The 22,040-nt window shown below is 71.3% G+C and carries 17 protein-coding genes and 1 pseudogene; 14 read left to right on the top strand and 4 right to left on the bottom strand.

The window, feature by feature from the left end; all coding sequences use genetic code 11:
* Nucleotides 1-6: 6 nt before the first annotated feature.
* Nucleotides 7-150, bottom strand: a pseudogene (locus ACFYO2_RS30330) (Uma2 family endonuclease); the annotation flags it as partial.
* Between the two features lie 78 nt (nucleotides 151-228).
* The gene (locus ACFYO2_RS30325) at nucleotides 229-903 is read right to left on the bottom strand and encodes an SGNH/GDSL hydrolase family protein (protein WP_388355383.1); all 675 of its coding nucleotides are present in this window, start codon (nucleotides 901-903) and stop codon (nucleotides 229-231) included.
* A 99-nt stretch (nucleotides 904-1,002) separates the two neighbouring features.
* Between ACFYO2_RS30325 and ACFYO2_RS30320 the strand changes: the two genes are divergently transcribed.
* Together ACFYO2_RS30320 and ACFYO2_RS30315 are read left to right on the top strand one after the other, a co-directional pair.
* Nucleotides 1,003-1,971 (top strand): WD40 repeat domain-containing protein, encoded by a 969-nt coding sequence (locus tag ACFYO2_RS30320; RefSeq protein WP_388355381.1) that lies wholly within the window; start codon nucleotides 1,003-1,005, stop codon nucleotides 1,969-1,971.
* Between the two features lie 163 nt (nucleotides 1,972-2,134).
* Nucleotides 2,135-3,649 (top strand): cellulase family glycosylhydrolase, encoded by a 1,515-nt coding sequence (locus tag ACFYO2_RS30315; protein WP_388355379.1) that lies wholly within the window; start codon nucleotides 2,135-2,137, stop codon nucleotides 3,647-3,649.
* Nucleotides 3,650-3,719: 70 nt separating this feature from the next.
* Here the strand turns inward: ACFYO2_RS30315 and serC are convergent, their stop codons facing one another.
* Nucleotides 3,720-4,838, bottom strand: coding sequence for a phosphoserine transaminase (serC, locus tag ACFYO2_RS30310; protein WP_388355377.1), 1,119 nt, complete (start codon nucleotides 4,836-4,838; stop codon nucleotides 3,720-3,722).
* A 95-nt stretch (nucleotides 4,839-4,933) separates the two neighbouring features.
* Here serC and ACFYO2_RS30305 point away from each other — a divergent pair, with 95 nt between their 5' ends.
* The 12 genes from ACFYO2_RS30305 (at nucleotide 4,934) to ACFYO2_RS30250 (ending at nucleotide 21,270) form a co-directional block, all read left to right on the top strand.
* The gene (locus ACFYO2_RS30305) at nucleotides 4,934-7,804 is read left to right on the top strand and encodes an FAD-binding and (Fe-S)-binding domain-containing protein (RefSeq protein WP_388355375.1); all 2,871 of its coding nucleotides are present in this window, start codon (nucleotides 4,934-4,936) and stop codon (nucleotides 7,802-7,804) included.
* Between the two features lie 39 nt (nucleotides 7,805-7,843).
* Nucleotides 7,844-8,512, top strand: a complete 669-nt coding sequence (locus tag ACFYO2_RS30300; RefSeq protein WP_388355373.1) for an HAD-IA family hydrolase — start codon at nucleotides 7,844-7,846, stop codon at nucleotides 8,510-8,512.
* Between the two features lie 216 nt (nucleotides 8,513-8,728).
* Nucleotides 8,729-9,904, top strand: coding sequence for a lipid II:glycine glycyltransferase FemX (locus ACFYO2_RS30295; RefSeq protein ID WP_388355371.1), 1,176 nt, complete (start codon nucleotides 8,729-8,731; stop codon nucleotides 9,902-9,904).
* Between the two features lie 36 nt (nucleotides 9,905-9,940).
* Entirely contained in the window at nucleotides 9,941-10,918 is a 978-nt protein-coding gene (locus ACFYO2_RS30290) for a DMT family transporter (protein WP_388355369.1), read from the top strand.
* 209 nt (nucleotides 10,919-11,127) lie between these two features.
* A complete protein-coding gene (locus tag ACFYO2_RS30285; RefSeq protein ID WP_388355367.1) occupies nucleotides 11,128-11,922 on the top strand; it encodes a TIGR03084 family metal-binding protein in 795 nt (264 codons plus the stop codon).
* The gene (locus tag ACFYO2_RS30280) at nucleotides 11,919-13,631 is read left to right on the top strand and encodes an acyclic terpene utilization AtuA family protein (protein ID WP_388355365.1); all 1,713 of its coding nucleotides are present in this window, start codon (nucleotides 11,919-11,921) and stop codon (nucleotides 13,629-13,631) included. Before ACFYO2_RS30285 ends, ACFYO2_RS30280 begins: the two co-directional genes overlap by 4 nt.
* Nucleotides 13,628-15,226: an acyl-CoA carboxylase subunit beta gene (locus tag ACFYO2_RS30275; protein WP_388355364.1), complete on the top strand. Its 1,599-nt coding sequence runs from the start codon at nucleotides 13,628-13,630 to the stop codon at nucleotides 15,224-15,226. Before ACFYO2_RS30280 ends, ACFYO2_RS30275 begins: the two co-directional genes overlap by 4 nt.
* Before the next feature lie 11 nt (nucleotides 15,227-15,237).
* Complete coding sequence (locus tag ACFYO2_RS30270) at nucleotides 15,238-17,079, top strand: biotin carboxylase N-terminal domain-containing protein (RefSeq protein ID WP_388355362.1); 1,842 nt, start codon at nucleotides 15,238-15,240, stop codon at nucleotides 17,077-17,079.
* 106 nt (nucleotides 17,080-17,185) lie between these two features.
* Nucleotides 17,186-18,325, top strand: coding sequence for an acyl-CoA dehydrogenase family protein (locus ACFYO2_RS30265; protein ID WP_388355361.1), 1,140 nt, complete (start codon nucleotides 17,186-17,188; stop codon nucleotides 18,323-18,325).
* A 28-nt stretch (nucleotides 18,326-18,353) separates the two neighbouring features.
* Nucleotides 18,354-19,922, top strand: a complete 1,569-nt coding sequence (locus tag ACFYO2_RS30260; RefSeq protein ID WP_388355359.1) for a 4-coumarate--CoA ligase family protein — start codon at nucleotides 18,354-18,356, stop codon at nucleotides 19,920-19,922.
* The gene (locus ACFYO2_RS30255; RefSeq protein ID WP_388355358.1) at nucleotides 19,919-20,665 is read left to right on the top strand and encodes an enoyl-CoA hydratase family protein; all 747 of its coding nucleotides are present in this window, start codon (nucleotides 19,919-19,921) and stop codon (nucleotides 20,663-20,665) included. Before ACFYO2_RS30260 ends, ACFYO2_RS30255 begins: the two co-directional genes overlap by 4 nt.
* The gene (locus ACFYO2_RS30250) at nucleotides 20,653-21,270 is read left to right on the top strand and encodes a TetR/AcrR family transcriptional regulator (RefSeq protein ID WP_388355356.1); all 618 of its coding nucleotides are present in this window, start codon (nucleotides 20,653-20,655) and stop codon (nucleotides 21,268-21,270) included. The genes ACFYO2_RS30255 and ACFYO2_RS30250 overlap by 13 nt, the downstream gene beginning before the upstream one ends.
* Before the next feature lie 44 nt (nucleotides 21,271-21,314).
* On the opposite strand, the gene pdxH is transcribed toward ACFYO2_RS30250, so the two are convergent.
* Complete coding sequence (pdxH, locus tag ACFYO2_RS30245) at nucleotides 21,315-21,980, bottom strand: pyridoxamine 5'-phosphate oxidase (protein WP_388355354.1); 666 nt, start codon at nucleotides 21,978-21,980, stop codon at nucleotides 21,315-21,317.
* Between the last annotated feature and the right edge of the window lie 60 nt (nucleotides 21,981-22,040).

Here is a 22,040-nt window from a genome sequence, read left to right as displayed (position 1 = left end):
CGGTCCCTTGGAGCCCTCGGGGACGGGCATCTTCTCGAGCCGCTCGAACATCTCGTCGAGAAGGCTCGTGTTGTCGCTTTCGGCCATCGTGATCCTGTCTTCCAGGACGGTCATCGTGGCGCTCCTGTCCGGCTGCCCCCGGACGAGCACAGCCGCGCCGTACAACGATACGCACGGTGACCAGGACACGCGGGGACACGCACATGCCAGAGGGCGCACTGGCGACCCTCAGCCCTTGTAGAGCGCCCCCACACCCCATCCCTGGTGCATCGCGTCCGCGAACGCCCCCGCGATCTTGTGTTCGCCGCTCGCGTTGGGATGCGTGCCGTCGTAGGTGTCGGCGTCGAGGTCGTACGACGCCGGGGGCGATGCCAGCAGGAGCGGTGAGCGCGGCTCGTCGAGGTCGGCCGTCGTCTTCGACAGGAGTTCGTTGAAGCGGGCCACCTGGGCGGCGAAGTCCGCGTCCGACCGGGCCCGGACGTTCGGGATGACCGGGAGGAGGACCATCTGTACCCGCGGGTCGGCCGAGCGGGCCTCGGCGACGAAGCGGCGGGCGTTCTCGGCCGTCTGTTCCGCGTTCGTGTAGAAGCCGAGGTCGATGAGGCCGAGTGAGACCAGGAGGACGTTCGCCCGGCAGCCTCGCACCGCCTCGCCGATCTGCGGCGCCATGTGCAACCAGCCCTCGCCCCAGCCGGCGAGGTGGGCGCGCGGGAAGTCGGGGTCGGCGTAGGCGTACGAGGTGGGGGCGTCCGCCACCTTGTCGTACACCGTCTCGCGCGGGCCGACGAGGGTGAACGGACCGCCGTACGTCGTGCACAGGTGTCGCCATATCCGGTAGCGCCAGGTGTGTTCGCCGGCGCTGCCGATGGTCATCGAGTCGCCGACCGGCATGATCCTAAGCATCCGCTTATGATGAATGATCGCCGGGGCAGGTGGGGTGCGAAGTGCTGTGAAGCCCGCCACGCGGCCGCAAGTCGGCGGCCGGGATGGCAGTCTTGGGGCATGCGTCGCTCCCTTGCGTTCCTGGCCGCCGGCCTCTTCCTCGGCGTACTCGCCGCGCCCGCGGCCGCCGCCGACGGCGACGAGGGGTTCACCATCACGGACCCTCGGATCACCGAGTCCAGCGGGCTGGCCGCCTCACGCCAACACCCCGGCATCTACTGGACGCACAACGACAGCGACGACGGGCCGTTCCTCTACGCCGTCGACAGCGGCACCGGCAAAACGGTCGCCAGGATCACTCTCAAGGGCATCGGCGCCCCGCGTGACGTCGAGGCGATCTCCATCGGGCCCGACAACCAGATCTACGTCGGTGACATCGGCGACAACCTCGGCGGCACCTGGCCCTATGTCTGGATCTACCAGCTGGCCGAGCCCAAGCAGCTCAAGGACCAGACGATCCGGGCCACGCAGTACGTCGTGAAGTACTCCGACGGTCCCCGCGATGCCGAGTCGCTCGTCGTGGATCCCAAGACCGGGCGCGCCTACATCATCGACAAGAAGGAGGACGGGGGGCATCTGTACGAGGGTCCCACCGAGCTCTCCGCCTCCGGGACGAACGTCTTCGAGCCCGTCGCCGCCGTCGACCTGTGGGCCACCGACGCGGCCCTCTCCCCGGACGGCGAGAAGCTCGCCGTACGCGGCTACTTCGGCGGCATCTGGTACGACTGGAACGCCGGGAAGATCAAGCGCGAGGGGCGGCTGAGCGTGCCGCTGGGGCAGGGGGAGTCGGCCAGTTTCTCCGCCGACGGGACGAAGCTCATGCTCGGCAGCGAGGGTGCCGGCAGTGCGGTGGTGGCGAAGGACGCGCCCGGCGACAGCGCGTCCAAGTCCCCGTCCAACGGCGGGAGTTCCGCGGAAGCGGACGGCGACAGCGGCGGCTTTGACGGCAACCTCAAGGTCGGTGCGCTGGCGGTGGCCGCCGTCGCCGCCGTCATGTTCGGGTTCCGGCGGCTGTTCCGCCGCAACTGAGCGGGCGGCCCCGGTCTCCGGGGCGAGGGGCGCTCCCCTCCGCACCAGGTGACGTCGGATGCCTTGACGTGTCCATGGACGCTGGCTTCCATGGGGATGCGTGGTGCGGTGGGAGCGCTCCCATCGGTTCCGGGCCCGCGCCTCCCCGAGAGGAAGCAGCGACATGTTCCGCAGCTTGCGAAGAGCGCTGTGCGCTGTTGCCGCGGCGCTCCTGTTACCGCTGGCCGGCGTCCACACCGCTGAGGCGGCCGAGCCGGGGGCGGGCTACTGGCACACCAGCGGCCGCCAGATCCTGGACGCGGCCGGTCAGCCGGTCCGTATCGCCGGGATCAACTGGTTCGGCTTCGAGACCGCCAACTACGCCCCCCACGGCCTCTGGTCCCGCGACTACAAGAGCATGATCGACCAGATGAGGTCGCTGGGCTACAACACCATCCGCCTGCCCTTCAGCGACGACATCTTCAAGAGCACGACCGTCCCCAACAGCATCGACTTCTCCTCCGGCAAGAACGCCGACCTGCAGGGCCTGAACTCCCTCCAGATCCTGGACAAGATCGTCTCGTACACCGGTCAGGACGGCCTGAAGGTGATCCTGGACCGGCATCGCCCGGACGCGGGCGGCCAGTCGGCGCTCTGGTACACGTCGGCGGTGCCGGAGTCGACGTGGATCGCGAATCTGAAGTCGCTGGCGACCCGTTACAAGGGCCAGGACACCGTCATCGGCATCGACCTGCACAACGAGCCGCACGACCCCGCCTGCTGGGGTTGCGGCGACACGACGAGGGACTGGCGCCTGGCCGCCGAGCGGGCCGGCAACGCGGTGCTCTCCGTCAACCCGGAGCTCCTGGTCTTCGTCGAGGGCGTGCAGACCTTCAACGGCGTCTCCGGCTGGTGGGGCGGCAACCTGATGGGCGTCGCCGACTACCCGGTCCGGCTCGACGTGCCGAACCGGGTCGTGTACTCCGCCCACGACTACGCCACCAGCGTGGCCCAGCAGAGCTGGTTCAGTGACCCTTCGTTCCCCGACAACATGCCGGGGATCTGGGACAAGTACTGGGGCTACATCTTCAAGCAGAACATCGCGCCGGTGTGGGTCGGCGAGTTCGGTACGACACTCCAGTCGACGGTGGACCAGAAGTGGCTGGCCGCGCTGGTGAATTACCTCAGGCCGACCTCGACGTACGGCGCCGACTCCTTCCACTGGACGTTCTGGTCCTGGAACCCCAACTCCGGTGACACGGGCGGGATTCTGAAGGACGACTGGGCGACCGTGGACACGGTGAAGGACGGCTATCTGGCGAGCGTCAAGGCACCGGGGTTCCCGAGCGGCGGGGGCGATCCCGGAGGTGACCCCGGCGGCGATCCCGGTGGGAGTAGGGCCGCCTGCACCGCCGCCTACACCGTCAGCAGCGACTGGGGCAGCGGCTTCAACGCCGAGGTCAAGGTGACCAACTCGGGCACGACCGCGCTCAAGTCCTGGAAGGTGACCTGGACCTGGCCCGGTGCGCAGAAGGTCACCAGCATGTGGAACGCGTCGTACGCCCAGAGCGGGGCGAGCGTGACGGCCGCGAACGTCGATCACAACGGGGCGGTCCCGGTGGGCGGTACGGCGAGCTTCGGGTTCGGGGGTGCGCCCGGGGGCGGGGGCGTGCCGGCGGTGACCTGCACGGCGACCTGAGCCGGCCCGTGCGGAACGAAGAAGGGCGCCCGGTGTTCGCCGGGCGCCCTCATCGTCGTACGAGAGAAGGTCAGAGCTTCTCGATCACGTAGTCGATGCACTTGGTGAGCGCCTCGACGTCCGCCGGGTCGATCGCCGGGAACATGGCGACGCGCAGCTGGTTGCGGCCGAGCTTGCGGTACGGCTCGGTGTCGACGATGCCGTTGGCGCGCAGGACCTTGGCGACGGCGGCGGCGTCGATCTCGTCGGCGAAGTCGATGGTGCCGATGACCTGGGAACGCTTGGCCGGGTCGGCGACGAAGGGGGTCGCGTACTTGGACTCGTCCGCCCAGCCGTAGAGGCGGGTCGAGGAGTCCTTCGTACGGCCCGTGGACCAGGCGAGGCCGCCCTGGCCGTTGATCCACTCCAGCTGCTCGTTGAGGAGGAAGAGGGTCGCCAGCGCAGGGGTGTTGTACGTCTGGTTCTTGCGGGAGTTGTCGATCGCCGTGGGGAGCGAGAAGAACTCCGGGACGTGGCGGCCGGAGGCGTGGATCCGCTCGGCGCGCTCGATCGCGGCCGGGGAGAAGACGCCGATCCACAGGCCGCCGTCGGAGGCGAAGGACTTCTGCGGGGCGAAGTAGTAGACGTCGGTCTCGGCGATGTCGACCGGGAGGCCGCCGGCGCCGGAGGTGGCGTCCACCAGGACGAGGGACCCGGAGTCCGCGCCCGCGACCCGCTTGATGGGGGCGGCGACACCCGTTGAGGTCTCGTTGTGCGTGAAGGCGTACACGTCGATGCCCGCCTCGGCCTGCGGCTCCGGGTGGGTGCCCGGGTCGGAGGAGATGACGGTGGGCTCGGCCAGCCAGGGGGCGAGCTTGGACGCCTTGGCGAACTTGGAGGAGAACTCGCCGAAGCTGAGGTGCTGCGACTTGTTGTCGATGAGGCCGTGGGTCGCGACGTCCCAGAAGGCGGTGGAGCCGCCGTTGCCGAGGACGACCTCGTAGCCCTCGGGGAGCCGGAACAGCTCGGAGATGCCCTCACGGACCTTGCCGACCAGGTTCTTGACCGGGGCCTGACGGTGTGAGGTGCCCATGAGGGACGTACCGGTGGAGGCGAGTGCGTCCAGCGCCTCCGTCCGCACCTTGGAGGGTCCCGCGCCGAAACGTCCGTCCGCGGGCTTGATGTCAGAAGGAATCTGGATCTCAGCCACGAAAGGGAGGGTAGCCGCTGCGGGAAACCTGGTCGAAACGTAGTCCGTCGGGTGAGACGGGGTTTTTGATTTCGGGTTTTTGATTTGCTGGATCCATGACTGTTCTCGAGGCCGAGCTGCGTGCCGTCGTCCGGGGTGACGTCGGCTTCGACGCCACGTCCCGGGCGCTGGTCACCATGGACGCGTCCAACTACCGGCGGGTCCCGCTGGGGGTGGTGGCGCCGCGGGACGCCGACGACGTGGCGGCCGTGCTCGCGGTGTGCCGGGAGCACGGCGTGCCGGTGGTGCCGCGCGGCGGGGGCACCTCGATCGCCGGGCAGGCGACGGGCACGGGCGTCGTACTGGACTTCACGCGGCACATGAACCGGCTGGTGTCCCTCGACCCGGAGGCGGCGACGGCCGTGGTCCAGCCGGGGCTGGTCCTCGACCGCCTCCAGGAGGCCGCAGCCCCGCACGGCCTGCGCTTCGGCCCGGACCCCTCCACCCACAGCCGCTGCACGCTCGGCGGCATGATCGGCAACAACTCGTGCGGCTCGCACTCGGTGGCGTGGGGGACGACCGCGGACAGCGTGCGGGAGCTGGCGGTGGTCACCGCGCGCGGGGAGCGGCTGCGGGCGGGGCGGGGATGGGCGGGCGCGCCCGAGGGCCTGCGGGAGCTGGTGGAGGGCGAACTGTCTCGTCTGCGCACCGGCTTTCCCGAGCTGCCCCGCCGTATCTCCGGCTACGCCCTGGACGCGCTGCTGCCCGAGCAGGGCGCCGACGTGGCCCGTTCCCTCTGCGGCTCGGAGGGCACGCTGGGCGTCCTGACGGAGGCCGTCGTAGGACTGGTCCGGGCGCCACGCGCGCGTGCGCTGGCGGTGCTGGCGTACGCCGACGAGAGCGCGGCGGCCGAGGCCGCGGCGGGCCTGCTCCCGCACGGGCCGTTGACGGTCGAGGGCATGGCGGCGGATCTTGTCCCCTCCGCGGCTGACCTGCCCCGGGGCGCGGCCTGGCTGTTCGTGGAGACCGGCGGCGACACCCAGGCGCAGGCACGCGCGCGTGCGGAGGCGATCGTGCGCGCTGCGGACGTCGTCGACGCGCTCGTGGTGACGGACCCCGCCGGGCAACGGGCCCTGTGGCGCATCCGGGAGGACGCGAGCGGCACGGCGACCCGGATGCCGGACGGCGCGGAGGCCTGGCCCGGCTGGGAGGACTGCGCGGTGCCACCGGCCCGGCTGGGCGCCTACCTGCGGGACTTCCGGGGGCTGCTGGGAGCACACGGGCTGCGCGGCACGCCGTACGGCCACTTCGGGGACGGCTGCATCCACGTCCGCATCGACTTCGACCTGCTGACGGAGGCGGGCGTCGCTCGCTTCCGGCACTTCTCCGAGGAACTGGCCGAACTGGTCGTGGCACACGGCGGTTCGCTGTCCGGGGAGCACGGGGACGGGCAGGCGCGGGCGGAACTGCTGCCCCGCATGTACGGCGACGAACTGGTGGGGCTGTTCGAACGGGCGAAGGCGATCTGGGACCCGGACGACCTGCTCAACCCGGGCATGCTCGTACGCCCCGCGCTCCTCGACACGAACCTCCGCTTCTCGGTGCTCCCGCGCCGGCCGGTGGACGTGGCCTTCGGCTATCCGACGGACGGCGGCGACTTCTCGGCCGCGGTGCGCAGGTGTGTCGGGGTCGCGAAATGCCGTACTCCGTCCGCGTCCGGGTCGTCCGTCATGTGCCCGTCCTTCCGGGCCACCGGCGAGGAGGAGCACTCCACGCGCGGGCGTGCCCGGCTGCTGCACGAGATGCTCGCGGGCGAGGTGGTGACGGACGGCTGGCGGTCGGAGGAGGTCCGCGGCGCCCTCGACCTGTGCCTGTCCTGCAAGGGCTGCCGCTCGGACTGCCCGGTCGGGGTCGACATGGCCACGTACAAGGCGGAGTTCCTCCACCACCACTACGCGGGGCGGCGACGCCCGGCCGCCCACTACAGCATGGGGTGGCTGCCGGTGTGGCTGCGGGCGGTGGCCCGTACGCGGACGGCGTCCGTGGTCAACGCGTTCTGGGCCGTACGGCCGTTCGCGTGGGCGGCGAAACGGGTGGGCGGGATCGCGGCGGAGCGGGAGATTCCGCGGGTGGCCACGGAGACGTTCAGCCGGTGGTGGGGGAGGCGAGAGCCGGTGGGCGGCTCCGGGGCTCTGGTGATCCTCTGGCCGGACACCTTCACCGAGCACCTCTCGCCGTCCGTGGGGCGCGCGGCCGTGCGCGTGCTGGAGGCGGCGAACCTGCGGGTGGCGCTGCCGCCGACGCTGCGGATGCGGGTTCGACCGGTGGGGGACGGCACGTCGAAGGCCGCGATCTCCTTGCTGAGCATGCGGCAAAGCCGCGTCTGCTGCGGCCTGACCTACGTCTCGACGGGCCAGCTCGACCGCGCCCGTATGGTCATGCGCCGCACGCTGGACCTGATGGCGCCCGTGCTGGAGTCGGGCGCTCCGGTCGTCGTCCTGGAACCCAGTTGCGCTGCGTCCCTCCGCACAGACCTCCCGGAACTCCTCCACGACGACCCCCGAGCCGCCCGCCTGGCCTCCCGCGTCCTGACCTTCGCGGAGACCCTGGAACGCCTCGCCCCCGACTGGACCCCACCCCGTCTCGACCGCCCCTCGGCCGGTCAGACCCACTGCCACCAGCACGCGGTCCTGGGCGACGCGGCCGACCGCCGCCTGCGTGCGGCAGCCGGTCTGTCCGGCGAGCTCAGCGGCGGCTGCTGCGGGCTGGCGGGCGACTTCGGCTTCGAGAAGGGGCACTACGAGGTGTCGGTGGCGTGTGCGGAGGAGCAATTGTTGCCGGCGGTGCGGGGGGCGGTGGGTGACGGGGCGGTGATCCTGGCGGACGGGTTCTCGTGCCGGACGCAGTTGGAGCAGCTGGCGGGGGTGCGGGGGCGGCATGTGGCGGAGGTGCTGGCGGAGGGGCTCGAAGAGGGAGGGGCTGAGTGATCGTCGGCTTGACCGTCGGCTTCCTGGCATGATCACGCCGTGACGAGTGAGTCTGTGCGGCCCGGATCCAGGAAGTGCGTCCTCTTCGATGTCGACGGCACGTTGATCGACGCCGTGGACAACCAGCGCCGGGTGTGGGGAACCTGGGCGGCGCGGTACGGCCTGGACGCGGACGAGGTCTACCGGGTGGCGTTGCGGACGCGGCCGCTGGAGACCTTCGCGGCGGTGGCTCCGGACCAGGATCCGGGGGAGTGTCTGGCCGCGCTGCACGCGCTGGAGGACGAGGACGTCCGGTCCGGCGTCTACGCGGCCTTCGACGGTGCCTCGGAGCTGCTGGGCGCCCTGTCGCCGGGCGTGTGGGCGCTGGTGACCTCGAACTACGACCACCGGGTGCGCGGGCGGTTCGCCCGGACGGGCCTGCCGGTGCCGCCCCTCGTCGTGGACGCCGCCGCGGTGACGGAGGGCAAGCCGTCCCCCGTGCCCTACCTGCTGGCCGCCGAGCGACTCGGTGCCCGCCCCGAGGACTGCCTGGTGATCGAGGACGCCCCGTCCGGCGTGGAGGCGGGGCTGCGGGCCGGTATGACGGTGTGGGGCGTCAACGCCCCACACGCCGTGCCCGGCGTACACCGCCACTTCGGGAGCCTGCGCCACGCGGTCCCCGACATCCTCGCGTTCGCCCGTGCGGAGGGGGCGACCGCGGCGCGCTGAACCGGAGGTGTGGGTTCATGCTCGGCTCGCGGTTGATCCTCGTCGCGGCTACGCGCCCGGCGAAAGCGGTGGCGTGCGGAGCCGACCCGTACGCAGAGTCGGCGCATGTCGACTTCGGGCCACGGGACGGGCGGGGCGCGGCTTCACCGGCCGACCGGGCCTGAGCTGGTTGGCTGTCTGCTGACCAGTACAGACCGGACAAAAGGAGCCTTCCGCATGCCGCCTCTCCGTATCCAGCCCCTCTCCCGCGACGACCATCTCGCCTTCGTGGCGGCCCGTCCCTCCGCCAGTCACATGCAGGTCCCCTCCTGGGGTGAGGTGAAGCCGGACTGGCGGGCGGAGAGTCTGGGGTGGTTCGACGAGGAGGGGCGGCTGGTGGGGGCGGGGCTCGTGCTGCTCCGGCCGCTGCCGAAGGTGAGGCGGTACCTGGCGTATCTGCCCGAGGGGCCGCTGATCGACTGGTACGCGGACGACCTCGGTGCGCGTTGGCTCGAGCCGATGCTCGCCCACCTCAGGCGACTGGGCGCCTTCTCGGTGCGGATGGGCCCGCCCGTCGTCGTACGCCGATGGAGCGCCGACGCGGTGAAGGCCGCGATCGCCGACCCGGCGGCCCGGCGGCTGGGTGACGCCGAGGCGACCTCGTACGAACCGGGCGCCGCCGACGTGGCCGACCGGCTGCGCCGCGCGGGCTGGCGGCAGACCGAACCCGGCGGCGACGACGGCTTCGCGGCCGGACAGCCGCGGTACGTCTTCCAGGTGCCCTTCGCCGGGCGCTCGTTGGAGGACATCGAGCGCGGCCTCAACCAGCAGTGGCGGCGCAACATCAAGAAGGCCGCGAAGGCCGGCGTGAAGATCGTCCGCGGTGGATACGAGGACCTGCCCGCCTTCTACGAGCTGTACGCGGAGACCGCCGAGCGCGACCGCTTCCTGCCGCGCCCTCTGCCCTACTTCCAGCGCATGTGGACCGCGCTCACCGCCGAACATCCCGACCGCATGCGGCTCTACCTCGCCCACCACGACGGCGACGTCCTCGCAGCGGCCACCATGATCACCGTCGGTGACCACGTCTGGTACTCGTACGGCGCCTCCACCAGCCGCAAACGCGAGGTCCAGCCCAACAACGCCATGCAGTGGCGCATGATGACGGACGCCCGTGAGCTCGGCGCCGCCGTCTACGACTTCCGGGGCATCACCGACACGCTGGAGGAGTCCAACCACCTCCTGGGGCTGCTGCGCTTCAAGGCCGGCGCGGGCGGTGAGGCCGTCGAGTACCTGGGGGAGTGGGACTTCCCGCTCAACCGGCTGCTGCACAAGGCGCTGGGCCTGTACATGGCCCGCCGCCAGGGCGCCGACCCGACAAGGGACAGTTGCATAAAGGGTTCACACGCCTGACGGGGTCCACTACCCTGGACTCCACCGTACAGTCAGATGTACGAACCCCGAGCCGCCCCGGAAGGCCCCGTGAGCACCCGCAGCGCAGCGATCACCCCCTCGTCGACTCCGACCGGCCCCGCACCCTCCGCGGGCGGCGCCCCGGGCCGCCGGGGCTCCCTCGGGCCGGTGGGTCTGCTGCTCGCGGGTGGCGTCTCGGTGCAGTTCGGTGGCGCCCTCGCCGTGACGCTGATGCCGAGGGCCGGAGCGCTCGGCGTGGTCACCCTGCGTCTGCTCGCGGCGGCTCTTGTGCTGCTCCTGATCTGCCGGCCCCGGCTGCGCGGCCACTCGCGCGCGGACTGGGGCACGGTCATCGTCTTCGGCGTCACGATGGCCGCGATGAACGGCCTTTTCTACCAGTCCGTCGACCGCATCCCCCTGGGCACCGCGGTGACCCTCGAGGTGCTCGGTCCCCTCGCCCTCTCCGTCCTCGGCTCCCGCCGCGCGCTCAACTTCGTCTGGGCGGGCCTCGCCCTCGCCGGCGTCTTCCTCCTCGGCGGCGGAGGCTTCAGTGACCTGGACCCCATAGGTGTCGTCTTCGCCCTGGGGGCCGGCGCCATGTGGGCGGCATACATAGTCTTCAGCGCGCGTACGGGCCGCCGCTTCCCGCAGGCGGACGGACTCGCCCTGGCCATGGTGGTGGCCGCCCTGCTCTTCCTGCCCCTCGGCATCGTCGAATCCGGCACGAAGCTCCTCGAACCGACGACGATCGCCCTGGGCTCGGCGGTGGCCCTCCTTTCCTCGGTCCTCCCCTACACCCTCGAACTTCTCGCCCTCCGCCGTCTCCCCGCCTCCACCTTCGCCATCCTCATGAGCCTCGAACCGGCCATCGCCGCCACGGCCGGCTTCCTCCTTCTCGACCAGGCCCTGACGACCACGGAGGCCGCCGCCATCGCCCTCGTCATCGTGGCGAGCATGGGGGCTGTGCGGACGCAGGTGGGGCGGGGCAGGGCGAAGGGGGCGGCGGTCGGGTGACCCGCTGACTGGGGTTGGTGCCGACGGCCCCCACGGCCGCCCTGTGAGCCGCGTCAAACGGCCCCTGAGCCCCTCCATCGGCCGGAGCTCGGCGGCCACGCAGCCCTCACTGCCAAAATCAATGCAAGCATGCTTGATTGTTTCTCGTCGCGCTGCCATGCTCCTCCTCACACCGCCCCGCACATCGCCGTGCCCGAGGGGAGCGCCCCGTGTCCGATCCGACGCCCGTGCTCGACGACCTGCGTGAGGAGAGCGAGGCACTCGACCGGCTGGTCGCCGAGTTGGGTGATGAGCAGTGGGCCCTCGCCACCCCCGCCCCGCGCTGGACCATCGCCCATCAGATCGCGCACCTCACCTGGACCGACCGAGCCGCACTGCTGGCGGTCACCGACCCGGACGAGTTCCAGGGCATGGTCGAGAGGGCCGTCGCCGCCCCCGACTCCTTCGTCGACGAGGGTGCTGAGGAGGGGGCCCGGATTCCGCCCGCCGAACTGCTGCCGAGATGGCGCGAGGGGCGTACCGCACTCGACAAGGCACTGCGCGAGGCCCCGCCCGGCGCCCGTTTCCCCTGGTACGGCCCGCCCATGTCGGCCGCCTCCATGGCCACGGCCCGACTCATGGAGACCTGGGCACACGGGCAGGACGTGGCGGACACCTTGGGTGTGGTGCGGCCACCCACCGACCGGCTCAGGCATGTGGCGTACATCGGTGTGCGGGCTCGGGACTACGCCTTCGGGGTGCGCGGACTGACCCCGCCGAGCGAAGCGTTCCGCGTCGAACTCATCGGTCCCGGCGGGGACGTGTGGGCCTACGGGCCCGAACGTGCCGTCCAGCGCGTCACCGGGCCCGCCCTCGACTTCTGCCTCCTCGTCACCCGGCGCGCCCACCGCACCGACCTCGCGGTCGAGGCCGACGGCCCCGACGCCGACCGGTGGCTCGACATCGCCCAGGCCTTCGCGGGCCCGCCGGGCGGAGGGCGCCCGCCGAAGGATGCCGCACAGTGACCCTCCGTATCGGCAACGCCTCGGGGTTCTACGGCGACCGCTTCGACGCCATGCGCGAGATGCTCACCGGCGGCGAACTCGACGTCCTCACCGGCGACTACCTCGCCGAGCTGACCATGCTGATCCTGGGCCGCGACCGGCTGAAGGACCCCGGCGGCGGGTACGCCCGCACGTTCCTCCGGCAGTTGGAGGAGTGCCTGGGGCTGGCCCACGAGCGGGGGGTGAGGGTCGTGGCGAACGCCGGTGGGCTCAACCCCTCCGGACTCGCCGACGCCGTACGGCTGTTGGCGGAGCGCCTCGGCCTCCCCGTCCGCGTCGCCCATGTCGAGGGCGACGACCTCACCGCCCTCCCCCACGCTCGAACAACCTCGCGCGGGAGGACCCCCATCCCCGGCAGCCTCGCCGCCCACGCCTACCTCGGCGGGTTCGGCATCGCCGCGTGTCTGCGGGAGGGCGCGGACGTCGTGGTCACGGGGAGAGTGACGGACGCCGCGCTGGTCACGGGGCCCGCCGCCGCCCACTTCGGCTGGGCACCGACGGATTACGACCGGCTCGCGGGGGCCGTCGTCGCCGGGCACGTCCTGGAGTGCGGGACGCAGGCCACGGGGGGCAACTACGCCTTCTTCACCGACCATGACGTACGACGGCTGCACCGCCCCGGCTTCCCGCTCGCCGAACTCCACGAGGACGGCTCGGCGGTCATCACCAAGCACCCCGGCACCGGCGGTCTCGTCGACACCGGCACGGTCACCGCCCAGCTCCTCTACGAGACGTCCGGCGCCCGGTACGCCGGCCCCGACGTCACCGCCCGCCTCGACACGATCAGGCTCAGCCAGGACGGCCCCGACCGCGTCCGCATCGACGGCGTACGCGGCGAGGCCCCGCCCCCCACCCTCAAGGTCGGCCTCAACCGCATCGGCGGCTTCCGCAACGAGGTCACCTTCGTGCTGACCGGCCTCGACATCGAGGCCAAGGCCGCGCTGGTCCGACAGCAGATGGAGCCCGGGCTCACCAAGGTCGCGGATGTGCGCTGGGTCCTCGCCCGCACCGACCATCCCGACGCCCCCACCGAGGAGACCGCGAGCGCCCTGCTGCGGCTCGTCGTACGGGACGCGGACCAGGAGGTTGTCGGGCGGGTGCTCAGCGGGGCCGCCATCGAGCTGGCCCTCGCCAGCTACCCGGGCTTTCATGTGCTGGCGCCACCTGGGAAGGGCGCGCCTTATGGCGTCTTCGAGGATGTGTACGTCCCCCATGGCGCCGTCGACCATGTGGCCGTCCTCCATGACGGACGCCGGGTCCCTGTGTCGCCGGCCCGCGAGACCCTCGTGCTCGACGACCTGCCGCAGCCACCCCTCCCCGAGCCGCTGCCGCCCGGGCCGACCCGCCGCGCCCCTCTCGGCCTCGTCGCCGGCGCCCGCAGCGGAGACAAGGGCGGGAACGCCAATGTCGGGGTCTGGGTCCGTACGGACGACGCATGGCGGTGGCTCGCGCACGAGCTGACGGCGGACAGGTTCCGTCAACTGATCCCCGAGAGCGGTCAGTTGAAGGTCACCCGGCATGTGCTCCCGAATCTCCGCGCCCTCAACTTCCTCGTCGAGGGGATCCTCGGCGAGGGCGTCGCCGCCCAGCACCGTTTCGACCCGCAGGCCAAGGCCCTCGGCGAATGGCTGCGCTCCCGCCACCTGGACATCCCGGAGGCCCTCCTGTGACCGTCATCGGCTCCGCCCTGGACACGGGCAGCCCCGACTACCGGGCCAACCGCGAGGCCATGCTCGCCAAGCTCGCCGACCTCGACGCCGAGCACGCGAAGGCCATCGAGGGCGGCGGCCCTAAGTACGTCGAACGGCACCGGGGGCGCGGCAAGCTCCTCGCCCGTGAGCGCGTCGAACTGCTCCTGGACCCCGACACCCCCTTCCTGGAGCTGTCGCCACTGGCCGCCTGGGGGAGCGACTACACCGTCGGCGCCTCGCTCGTCACCGGCATCGGTGTCGTCGAAGGCGTGGAGTGCCTGATCACGGCCAACGACCCGACCGTGCGCGGGGGCGCGAGCAACCCCTGGTCCCTGAAGAAGGCCCTGCGTGCCAACGACATCGCGCTCGCCAACCGGCTGCCCTGCATCAGCCTGGTGGAGTCCGGCGGGGCCGACCTGCCCTCCCAGAAGGAGATCTTCATCCCCGGGGGCGCGATCTTCCGGGACCTCACCCGGCTCTCCGCCGCAGGGATTCCCACCGTCGCGGTCGTCTTCGGGAACTCCACCGCCGGAGGCGCCTACATCCCCGGCATGTCCGACCACGTGATCATGGTCAAGGAGCGCGCGAAGGTGTTCCTCGGCGGGCCGCCGCTCGTGAAGATGGCCACCGGCGAGGAGAGCGACGACGAGTCACTGGGTGGCGCGGAGATGCACGCGCGCGTGTCGGGTCTCGCGGACTACTTCGCGGTGGACGAGCGGGACGCGCTGCGCCAGGCGCAGCGCGTGGTGGCCCGCCTCAACCACCGCAAGGCGTACGACGATCCTGGCCCGGCCATCCCTCCCAAGTATGACGAGGACGAGCTCCTGGGGATCGTCCCAGGCGACCTGAAGACCCCCTTCGATCCCCGCGAGGTCGTCGCCCGCATCGTCGACGCCTCCGACTTCGACGAGTTCAAGCCGCTCTACGGGACAAGCCTCACGACGGGCTGGGCGACCCTGCACGGCTACCCGGTCGGCATCCTCGCCAACGCCCAGGGGGTCCTGTTCAGCGAGGAGTCCCAGAAGGCCGCCCAGTTCATCCAGCTCGCCAACCAGCGCGACATTCCGCTGCTCTTCCTGCACAACACCACCGGCTACATGGTCGGCAAGGAGTATGAGCAGGGCGGCATCATCAAGCACGGCGCGATGATGATCAATGCGGTGTCGAACTCGAAGGTCCCGCACCTGTCCGTCCTCATGGGCGCCTCCTACGGCGCCGGCCACTACGGCATGTGCGGCCGCGCCTACGACCCCCGCTTCCTCTTCGCGTGGCCCAGCGCCAAGTCGGCCGTCATGGGTCCCCAGCAGCTCGCCGGCGTCCTCTCGATCGTCGCCCGGCAGTCGGCGGCGGCGAAGGGGCAGCCCTACGACGAGGACGCGGACGCCGCCCTGCGCGCCATGGTGGAGCAGCAGATCGAGTCCGAGTCGCTCCCCATGTTCCTGTCCGGGCGGCTGTACGACGACGGCGTCATCGACCCGCGCGACACCCGCACCGTCCTCGGCCTGTGCCTGTCCGCCCTCCACACCGCCCCCTACCAGGGCGCGCGGGGCGGCTTCGGCGTCTTCCGGATGTGAAGGACCCTTCCGTGATCGCTTCTCTGCTGGTCGCCAACCGCGGCGAGATCGCCTGCCGTGTCATCCGCACCTGCCGTGAGCTCGGCATCCGCACGGTCGCCGTGCACTCGGACGCCGACGAGAACGCGCTCCACGCGCGCGTGGCCGACGCGACCGTACGACTGCCGGGCGCGGCGCCCGCCGACACGTATCTGCGCGGCGACCTCATCGTGAAGGCCGCCGTCGCCGCCGGCTCGGACGCCGTGCACCCCGGTTACGGCTTCCTCTCCGAGAACGCCGACTTCGCGCGTGCCGTCCTCGACGCGGGCCTGGTCTGGATCGGCCCGCCGCCGGAGGCGATCGAGGCGATGGCGTCCAAGACGCGCGCCAAGGAGCTCATGGGCCTGGAACCCCTGCGCGAGGTCACCGAGGCCGACCTGCCCGTGCTGGTGAAGGCGGCCGCGGGCGGTGGGGGGCGCGGCATGCGGATCGTGCGCCGCCTGGCGGACCTGGACTCCGCTCTCGAGGGCGCGCGCGCCGAGGCCGCGAGCGCCTTCGGCGACGGCGAGGTGTTCGTCGAGCCGTACGTGGAGGGCGGGCGGCACGTCGAGGTGCAGATCCTCGCCGACACCCACGGCACGATCCTGCCGCTGGGCACCCGCGACTGCTCCCTCCAGCGCCGCCACCAGAAGGTCATCGAGGAAGCCCCGGCACCTGGACTCTCCGACGAACTGACACGGGAACTGCACGCGCTGGCCGTACGCGCCGCCCGCGCCGTCGACTACGTGGGCGCCGGCACCGTCGAATTCCTGGTCGCCGACGGCACGCCCCACTTCCTGGAGATGAACACCCGACTCCAGGTCGAACACCCTGTCACCGAAGCCCTCCTCGGCATCGACCTGGTCGCCCAGCAGATCCGCGTCGCGGAAGGCCACGCCCTCGACGACGACCCGCCACCCGCGCGTGGCCACGCCGTCGAAGCCCGCCTCTACGCCGAGGACCCGGCGAACGACTGGACCCCCCAGACCGGCACCCTCCACCGCCTCACCGTCCCCCAAGGCGTCCGACTGGACACCGGCTACGAGGACGGCGACTCCATCGGCGTCCACTACGACCCCATGCTCGCCAAGGTCGTCGCCCACGCCCCCACACGCGCGGAGGCCCTCCGCAAACTGGCCTCCGCCCTGGAACGAGCGACACTCCACGGCCCGGTCACCAACCGGGACCTCCTCGTACGGTCCCTACGGCACCCGGAATTCACCACCGCCCGCATGGACACCGGCTTCTACGACCGCCATCTCCCCGACCTCACGAAACCCAGCCCCGACCCCCACGCACCTCTGGCCGCCGCCCTCGCCGGCGCCCACGGCCGCTCCCGCTTCGGAGGCTGGCGCAACGTCCCCTCCCAGCCGGAGGCCAAGCGCTACGCGATGGCGGGCGAGGAACACGAGGTCCACTACCGGCACACCCGGGCGGGCCTGGAGGCGGACGGGGTGCGGGTCGTCCACGCCGATGCCCGTCTCGTCGTACTCGAAGTGGACGGCGTACAGCGCAAGTTCGAGGTGACGCGGTACGGCGACGAGGTGCACGTCAACACCACCCGACTCGCCGCCCTGCCCCGCTTCCCCGACCCGGTGGCCCAACTGGCACCGGGTTCCCTGGTGGCCCCCATGCCGGGCACCGTCGTCCGCGTCGCCGAGGGGGCCGTCGCAGGAGCCGCCGTCCAGGCCGGAGAGCCCCTCCTGTGGCTGGAGGCGATGAAGATGGAACACAAGATCACAGCGCCGGTCACAGGCACGCTGAGCGCCCTTCACGCCGTACCTGGCCAGCAGGTGACGCTCGGTTCTCTGCTGGCAGTGGTGCAACAAACCTAAGGGGCGCGGGGCTGCATCGAATATGCGGCTCCGCCGCGTGAGCGCGACCAGCCACAACGAGCCCGCACCCTCCGAACGGCAGAATCCCCCTCCCCTGAGGAGCCGCATGACCACCCTCATCGAATCCGAGGAACACAAGGCCCTACGGGCAGCCGTAGCCGCCCTCGGCCGGCGCCACGGCCGCAACCACGACCGAGAAGCACTCTGGTCCGAGGCGGGCAAGCTCGGCTACCTCGGCGTCAACCTGCCGGAGGCATACGGCGGTGGCGGCGGCGGAATCGCCGAACTCTCCATCGTCCTCGAAGAACTCGGCACAGCCGGCTGCCCCCTCCTGATGATGGTCGTCTCGCCGGCGATCTGCGGCACAGTGATCGCCCGCTTCGGCACGGACGCCCAGAAACAGCAATGGCTCCCCGGCCTGGCAGACGGCACCCGCACCATGGCCTTCGGCATCACCGAACCGGACGCCGGTTCCAACAGCCACCGCATCACCACCACGGCCCGCCGCGACCCGGACACCGGAGACTGGCTGCTCTCCGGCCGCAAGGTCTTCATCTCCGGCGTGGACATCGCCGACGCCACCCTCATAGTCGGCCGCACAGAAGACTCCCGAACGGGCCGCCTCAAGCCCTGCCTCTTCATCGTCCCCCGCGACACACCCGGCTTCACCCGCCACCGCATCGACATGGAGCTCACCGCCGCGGAGAAGCAGTTCGAGCTCACCCTCGACGACGTACGACTTCCCGCGGACGCACTCGTCGGCGACGAGGACGCGGGCCTCCTCCAGCTCTTCGCCGGCCTCAACCCCGAACGCATCATGACCGCCGCCTTCGCGATCGGCATGGGCCGCTACGCCCTCGCGCAAGCGATTACGTACGCCCGCGACCGCACCGTCTGGAACACCCCCATCGGCGCCCACCAGGCCATCGCCCACCCCCTCGCCCAAGCCCACATCGACCTCGAACTGGCCCGCCTGATGATGCAGAAGGCCGCCCACCTCTACGACGCGGGCGACGACGTCGGCGCAGGCGAGGCCGCCAACATGGCCAAGTACGCGGCCGGGGAGGCCTGCGTGAAGGCGGTCGACCAAGCGGTGCACACGCTCGGCGGGAACGGCCTCACGCGCGAATTCGGGCTCGGCTCGTTGATAACGGCCGCGCGTGTGGCTCGTATTGCTCCGGTGAGCCGGGAGATGATTCTCAACTACGTCTCCCACCAGACCCTCGGCCTGCCCAAGTCGTACTGACCGGCACCGTGTCGCGCGAGGAGGAACCATGTTCCGCAGCGAGTACGCAGACGTCCCGCCCGTAGAACTCCCCATCCACGAGGCGGTGCTCGGCCGGGCCGCCGAGTTCGGTGCCGCACCGGCCCTGATCGACGGCATCGACGGCACCACACTCACGTACGAACAGCTGGACCGCTTCCACCGCCGGGTCGCCGCCGCCCTCGCCGAGGCAGGCGTCAGCAAGGGCGACGTCCTCGCCCTGCACAGCCCCAACACCATCGCCTTCCCGACCGCCTTCTACGCGGCCACGCGCGCGGGCGCCTCCGTCACGACCGTGCACCCGCTCGCCACGCCCGAGGAGTTCGCCAAGCAGCTCACCGACTCCGCGGCCCGCTGGATCATCACCGTGTCACCGCTCCTGGAGACCGCCCGCAGGGCCGCCGAACTCGCCGGCGGCGTCCGGGAGATATTCCTCTGCGACAGCGCCCCAGGACACCGCTCACTCATCGACATGCTGGCCTCCACGGCCCCCGAACCACAGGTCGACATCAACCCCGCGGAGGACGTGGCCGCCCTCCCGTACTCGTCGGGAACCACCGGCATCCCCAAGGGCGTGATGCTCACGCACCGCCAGATCGCCACCAACCTCGCCCAGCTCGAACCCACCATGGGCACCGGCCCCGGCGACCGCATCCTCGCCGTACTGCCCTTCTTCCACATCTACGGCCTGACCGCCCTCATGAACGGACCCCTGCGCACCGGCGCCACCGTCGTGGTCCTGCCCCGCTTCGACCTGGAGACGTTCCTCGCGGTCATCCAGAACCACCGCATCACCGGCCTGTACGTCGCCCCGCCGATCGTCCTCGCCCTCGCCAAGCACCCCGCGGTCGCGCAGTACGACCTGTCCTCGCTGAAATACATCATCAGCGCCGCCGCCCCCCTGGACGCCAAGCTCGCCGCCGCCTGCTCCCAGCGGCTCGGCCTGCCGCCCGTCGGCCAGGCGTACGGCATGACCGAACTGTCCCCGGGCACCCACGTCGTCCCCCTCGACGCCATGCACGAAGCACCGGCCGGGACCGTCGGCAAACTCATCGCCGGCACCGAGATGCGGATCGTCTCCCTCGACGACCCCGACAAGGACCTCGGCATCGACGAGTCCGGCGAGATCCTCATCCGCGGCCCCCAGGTCATGAAGGGCTACCTCGGCCGCCCCGACGCCACGGCCCAGATGATCGACCCCGACGGCTGGCTGCACACCGGCGACGTCGGCCACGCCGACGCCGACGGCTGGCTGTTCGTCGTGGACCGCGTCAAGGAACTCATCAAGTACAAGGGCTTCCAGGTCGCCCCCGCCGAACTCGAGGCCCTCCTCCTCACCCACCCCGGCATCGCCGACGCCGCCGTCATCGGCGTCTACAACGACGACGGCAACGAAGTCCCGCACGCCTACGTGGTCCGCCAACCGACCGCCACCCACCTCTCCGAAGGAGAGGTCATGATGTACGTCGCCGAACGCGTCGCCCCCTACAAACGCGTCCGCCACGTCACCTTCATCGACGGCGTCCCGCGCGCCGCCTCCGGCAAGATCCTGCGACGACAACTCAGGGAGCGGACGTGACCGCCCTGATCCACCCCACGCACGAACGCGGCGTCACCACCCTCACCCTGGACTCGCCGCACAACCGCAACGCCCTCTCCGCCCCCCTCGTACACGAACTCACGGACGCCCTGAAGCGAACCGGCAAGGACGACGACGTACGCGCCGTCGTCCTCACCCACACCGGCACCACCTTCAGCGCCGGCGCCGACCTGCGCGAACCACCGCAACCCAAAGCCCTCGTCGCCCTGCTGAGGCAGATCGTCAAACTCCGCAAACCGGTCGTGGCCAGGGTCACCGGCCACGTACGGGCAGGCGGCCTCGGCCTCCTCGGCGCCTGCGACATCGCCGCCGCCTCCGACACGGCCACCTTCGCCTTCACCGAGGTCCGCATCGGAGTCGCCCCGGCTCTGATCTCCCTCCCCCTCCTGCCCCGCGTCGACCCCCGAGCCATCGCCCGCTACTACCTCACCGGCGAGACCTTCGGCCCCGCCGAGGCCGCCCGCATCGGACTCCTCACGACAGCCGGCGCCGACCACACCGACATCGACGAAACCCTCGCCCCCATCCTCGACGGACTGCGCCGAGCCGCGCCCCGCGCCCTCGCCGAGACGAAACGACTGCTCACGGCTAAGGTGCTGGAGGCCTTCGACCTGGACGCGGGCGAACTCGCCAGGCTCTCCGCCCGCCTGTTCGCCTCCGCCGACGCCCGCGAAGGCATGACCGCCTTCCTCGAACGACGGGATCCCCCATGGGTGCTGTGAACACGGTCGACCGTGCCCCGGGCGACCGTGTCCCCAAACAGGACCGCAGCCGGGCCACCCGGCAACGCCTCCTGGAAGCCGCCGTGTCCTGCCTCGCCGAACACGGCTGGGCCGGCTCCACGGTCGCCGTCGTCGCCGAACGCGCCGGCGTCTCCCGCGGCGCCGCCCAGCACCACTTCCCGACCCGCGAGGACCTTTTCACGGCCGCGGTCGAGTACGTCGCCGAGGAACGCTCCACGGCCCTGCGCGCCCTGTTCCCCCAAGGTGCGGCGGGCGACCGCCACGCAGTGGTCTCCGCCCTCGTCGACCTCTACACCGGCCCCCTCTTCCGCGCCGCCCTCCACCTGTGGGTCGCCGCCTCCAACGAGGACCAACTACGCCCGCGTGTCACGGAGCTGGAAGCCCACGTCGGCCGCGAGACCCACCGCATCGCGGTGGAGTTGCTGGATGCCGACGAGTCCCGGCCGGGCGTACGCGAGACCGTCCAGGGCCTCCTGGACATGGCCCGCGGCCTGGGCCTGGCGAACCTGCTCACGGACGACGCAGGCCGCCGGGAACGGGTCGTGACCCAGTGGGCGGGACTGCTGGATCACACACTCGGCTGAGCCCATGAGCCCTTCCTCGTGCCGCGGCGGCGAACACAGCGCCCTCACGGACTCAGCCGCTCCACCCGCCAGCTCCCGTCCGCCTCCGCCACGTACCGCAACCGGTCGTGCAGCCGGTTCTCACGGCCCTGCCAGAACTCCACCGCCCGCGGAGCCACCCGGAAACCGCCCCAGTTCGGCGGCACCGGAACCTGCTCGCCCTCCGGATAGCGGGCCGCCAGCTCCGCATAGGCCGCGTCCAGGTCGGTACGGTCCGCGATCACCGAGGACTGGGCGCTCGCCCAGGCACCGAGCTGCGAGCCGTGCGGACGACTGCGGAAGTACCCCGCCGTCTCGTCCCGTCCGGTACGTCGCGCCACGCCCGAGACGATGACCTGCCGGGCCATCGGATGCCACGGGAACAGCAGCGAGACGTACGGGTCCTCCGCCAGCTCGCGACCCTTACGGGAGTCGTAGTTGGTGTAGAAGACGAAGCCCCGCTCGTCGAAGTGCTTCAGCAGCACCGTGCGGGAGCTGGGCCGCCCCTCCGCGTCCGCCGTGGAGACGATCATGGCGTTCGGCTCGAAGAGATGCCCCTCCGTCGCGGCCTGCGCGAACCAGCGCGCGAACTGCTCGACGGGCGTCGCGGCCAGGTCGGACTCGGCGAGCCCCTCGGCGCGGTACTGCTTACGCATGGAGGCGGGATCGAGGGCGGCGTCTCGGTCGGTCACGCCGTCATCCTGCCGTATGAGGGGCGCCGTCCAGCACGGTGGTCTTCATCACTGGCTGGC

Origin of the sequence: Streptomyces sp. NPDC006602 (assembly GCF_042870385.1) — a bacterium.
In the GTDB taxonomy this organism is placed as follows: domain Bacteria; phylum Actinomycetota; class Actinomycetes; order Streptomycetales; family Streptomycetaceae; genus Streptomyces.
The sequence above is the reverse complement of the archived record's forward strand: the minus strand, read 5'-3'. Positions and strand labels throughout refer to the sequence as shown.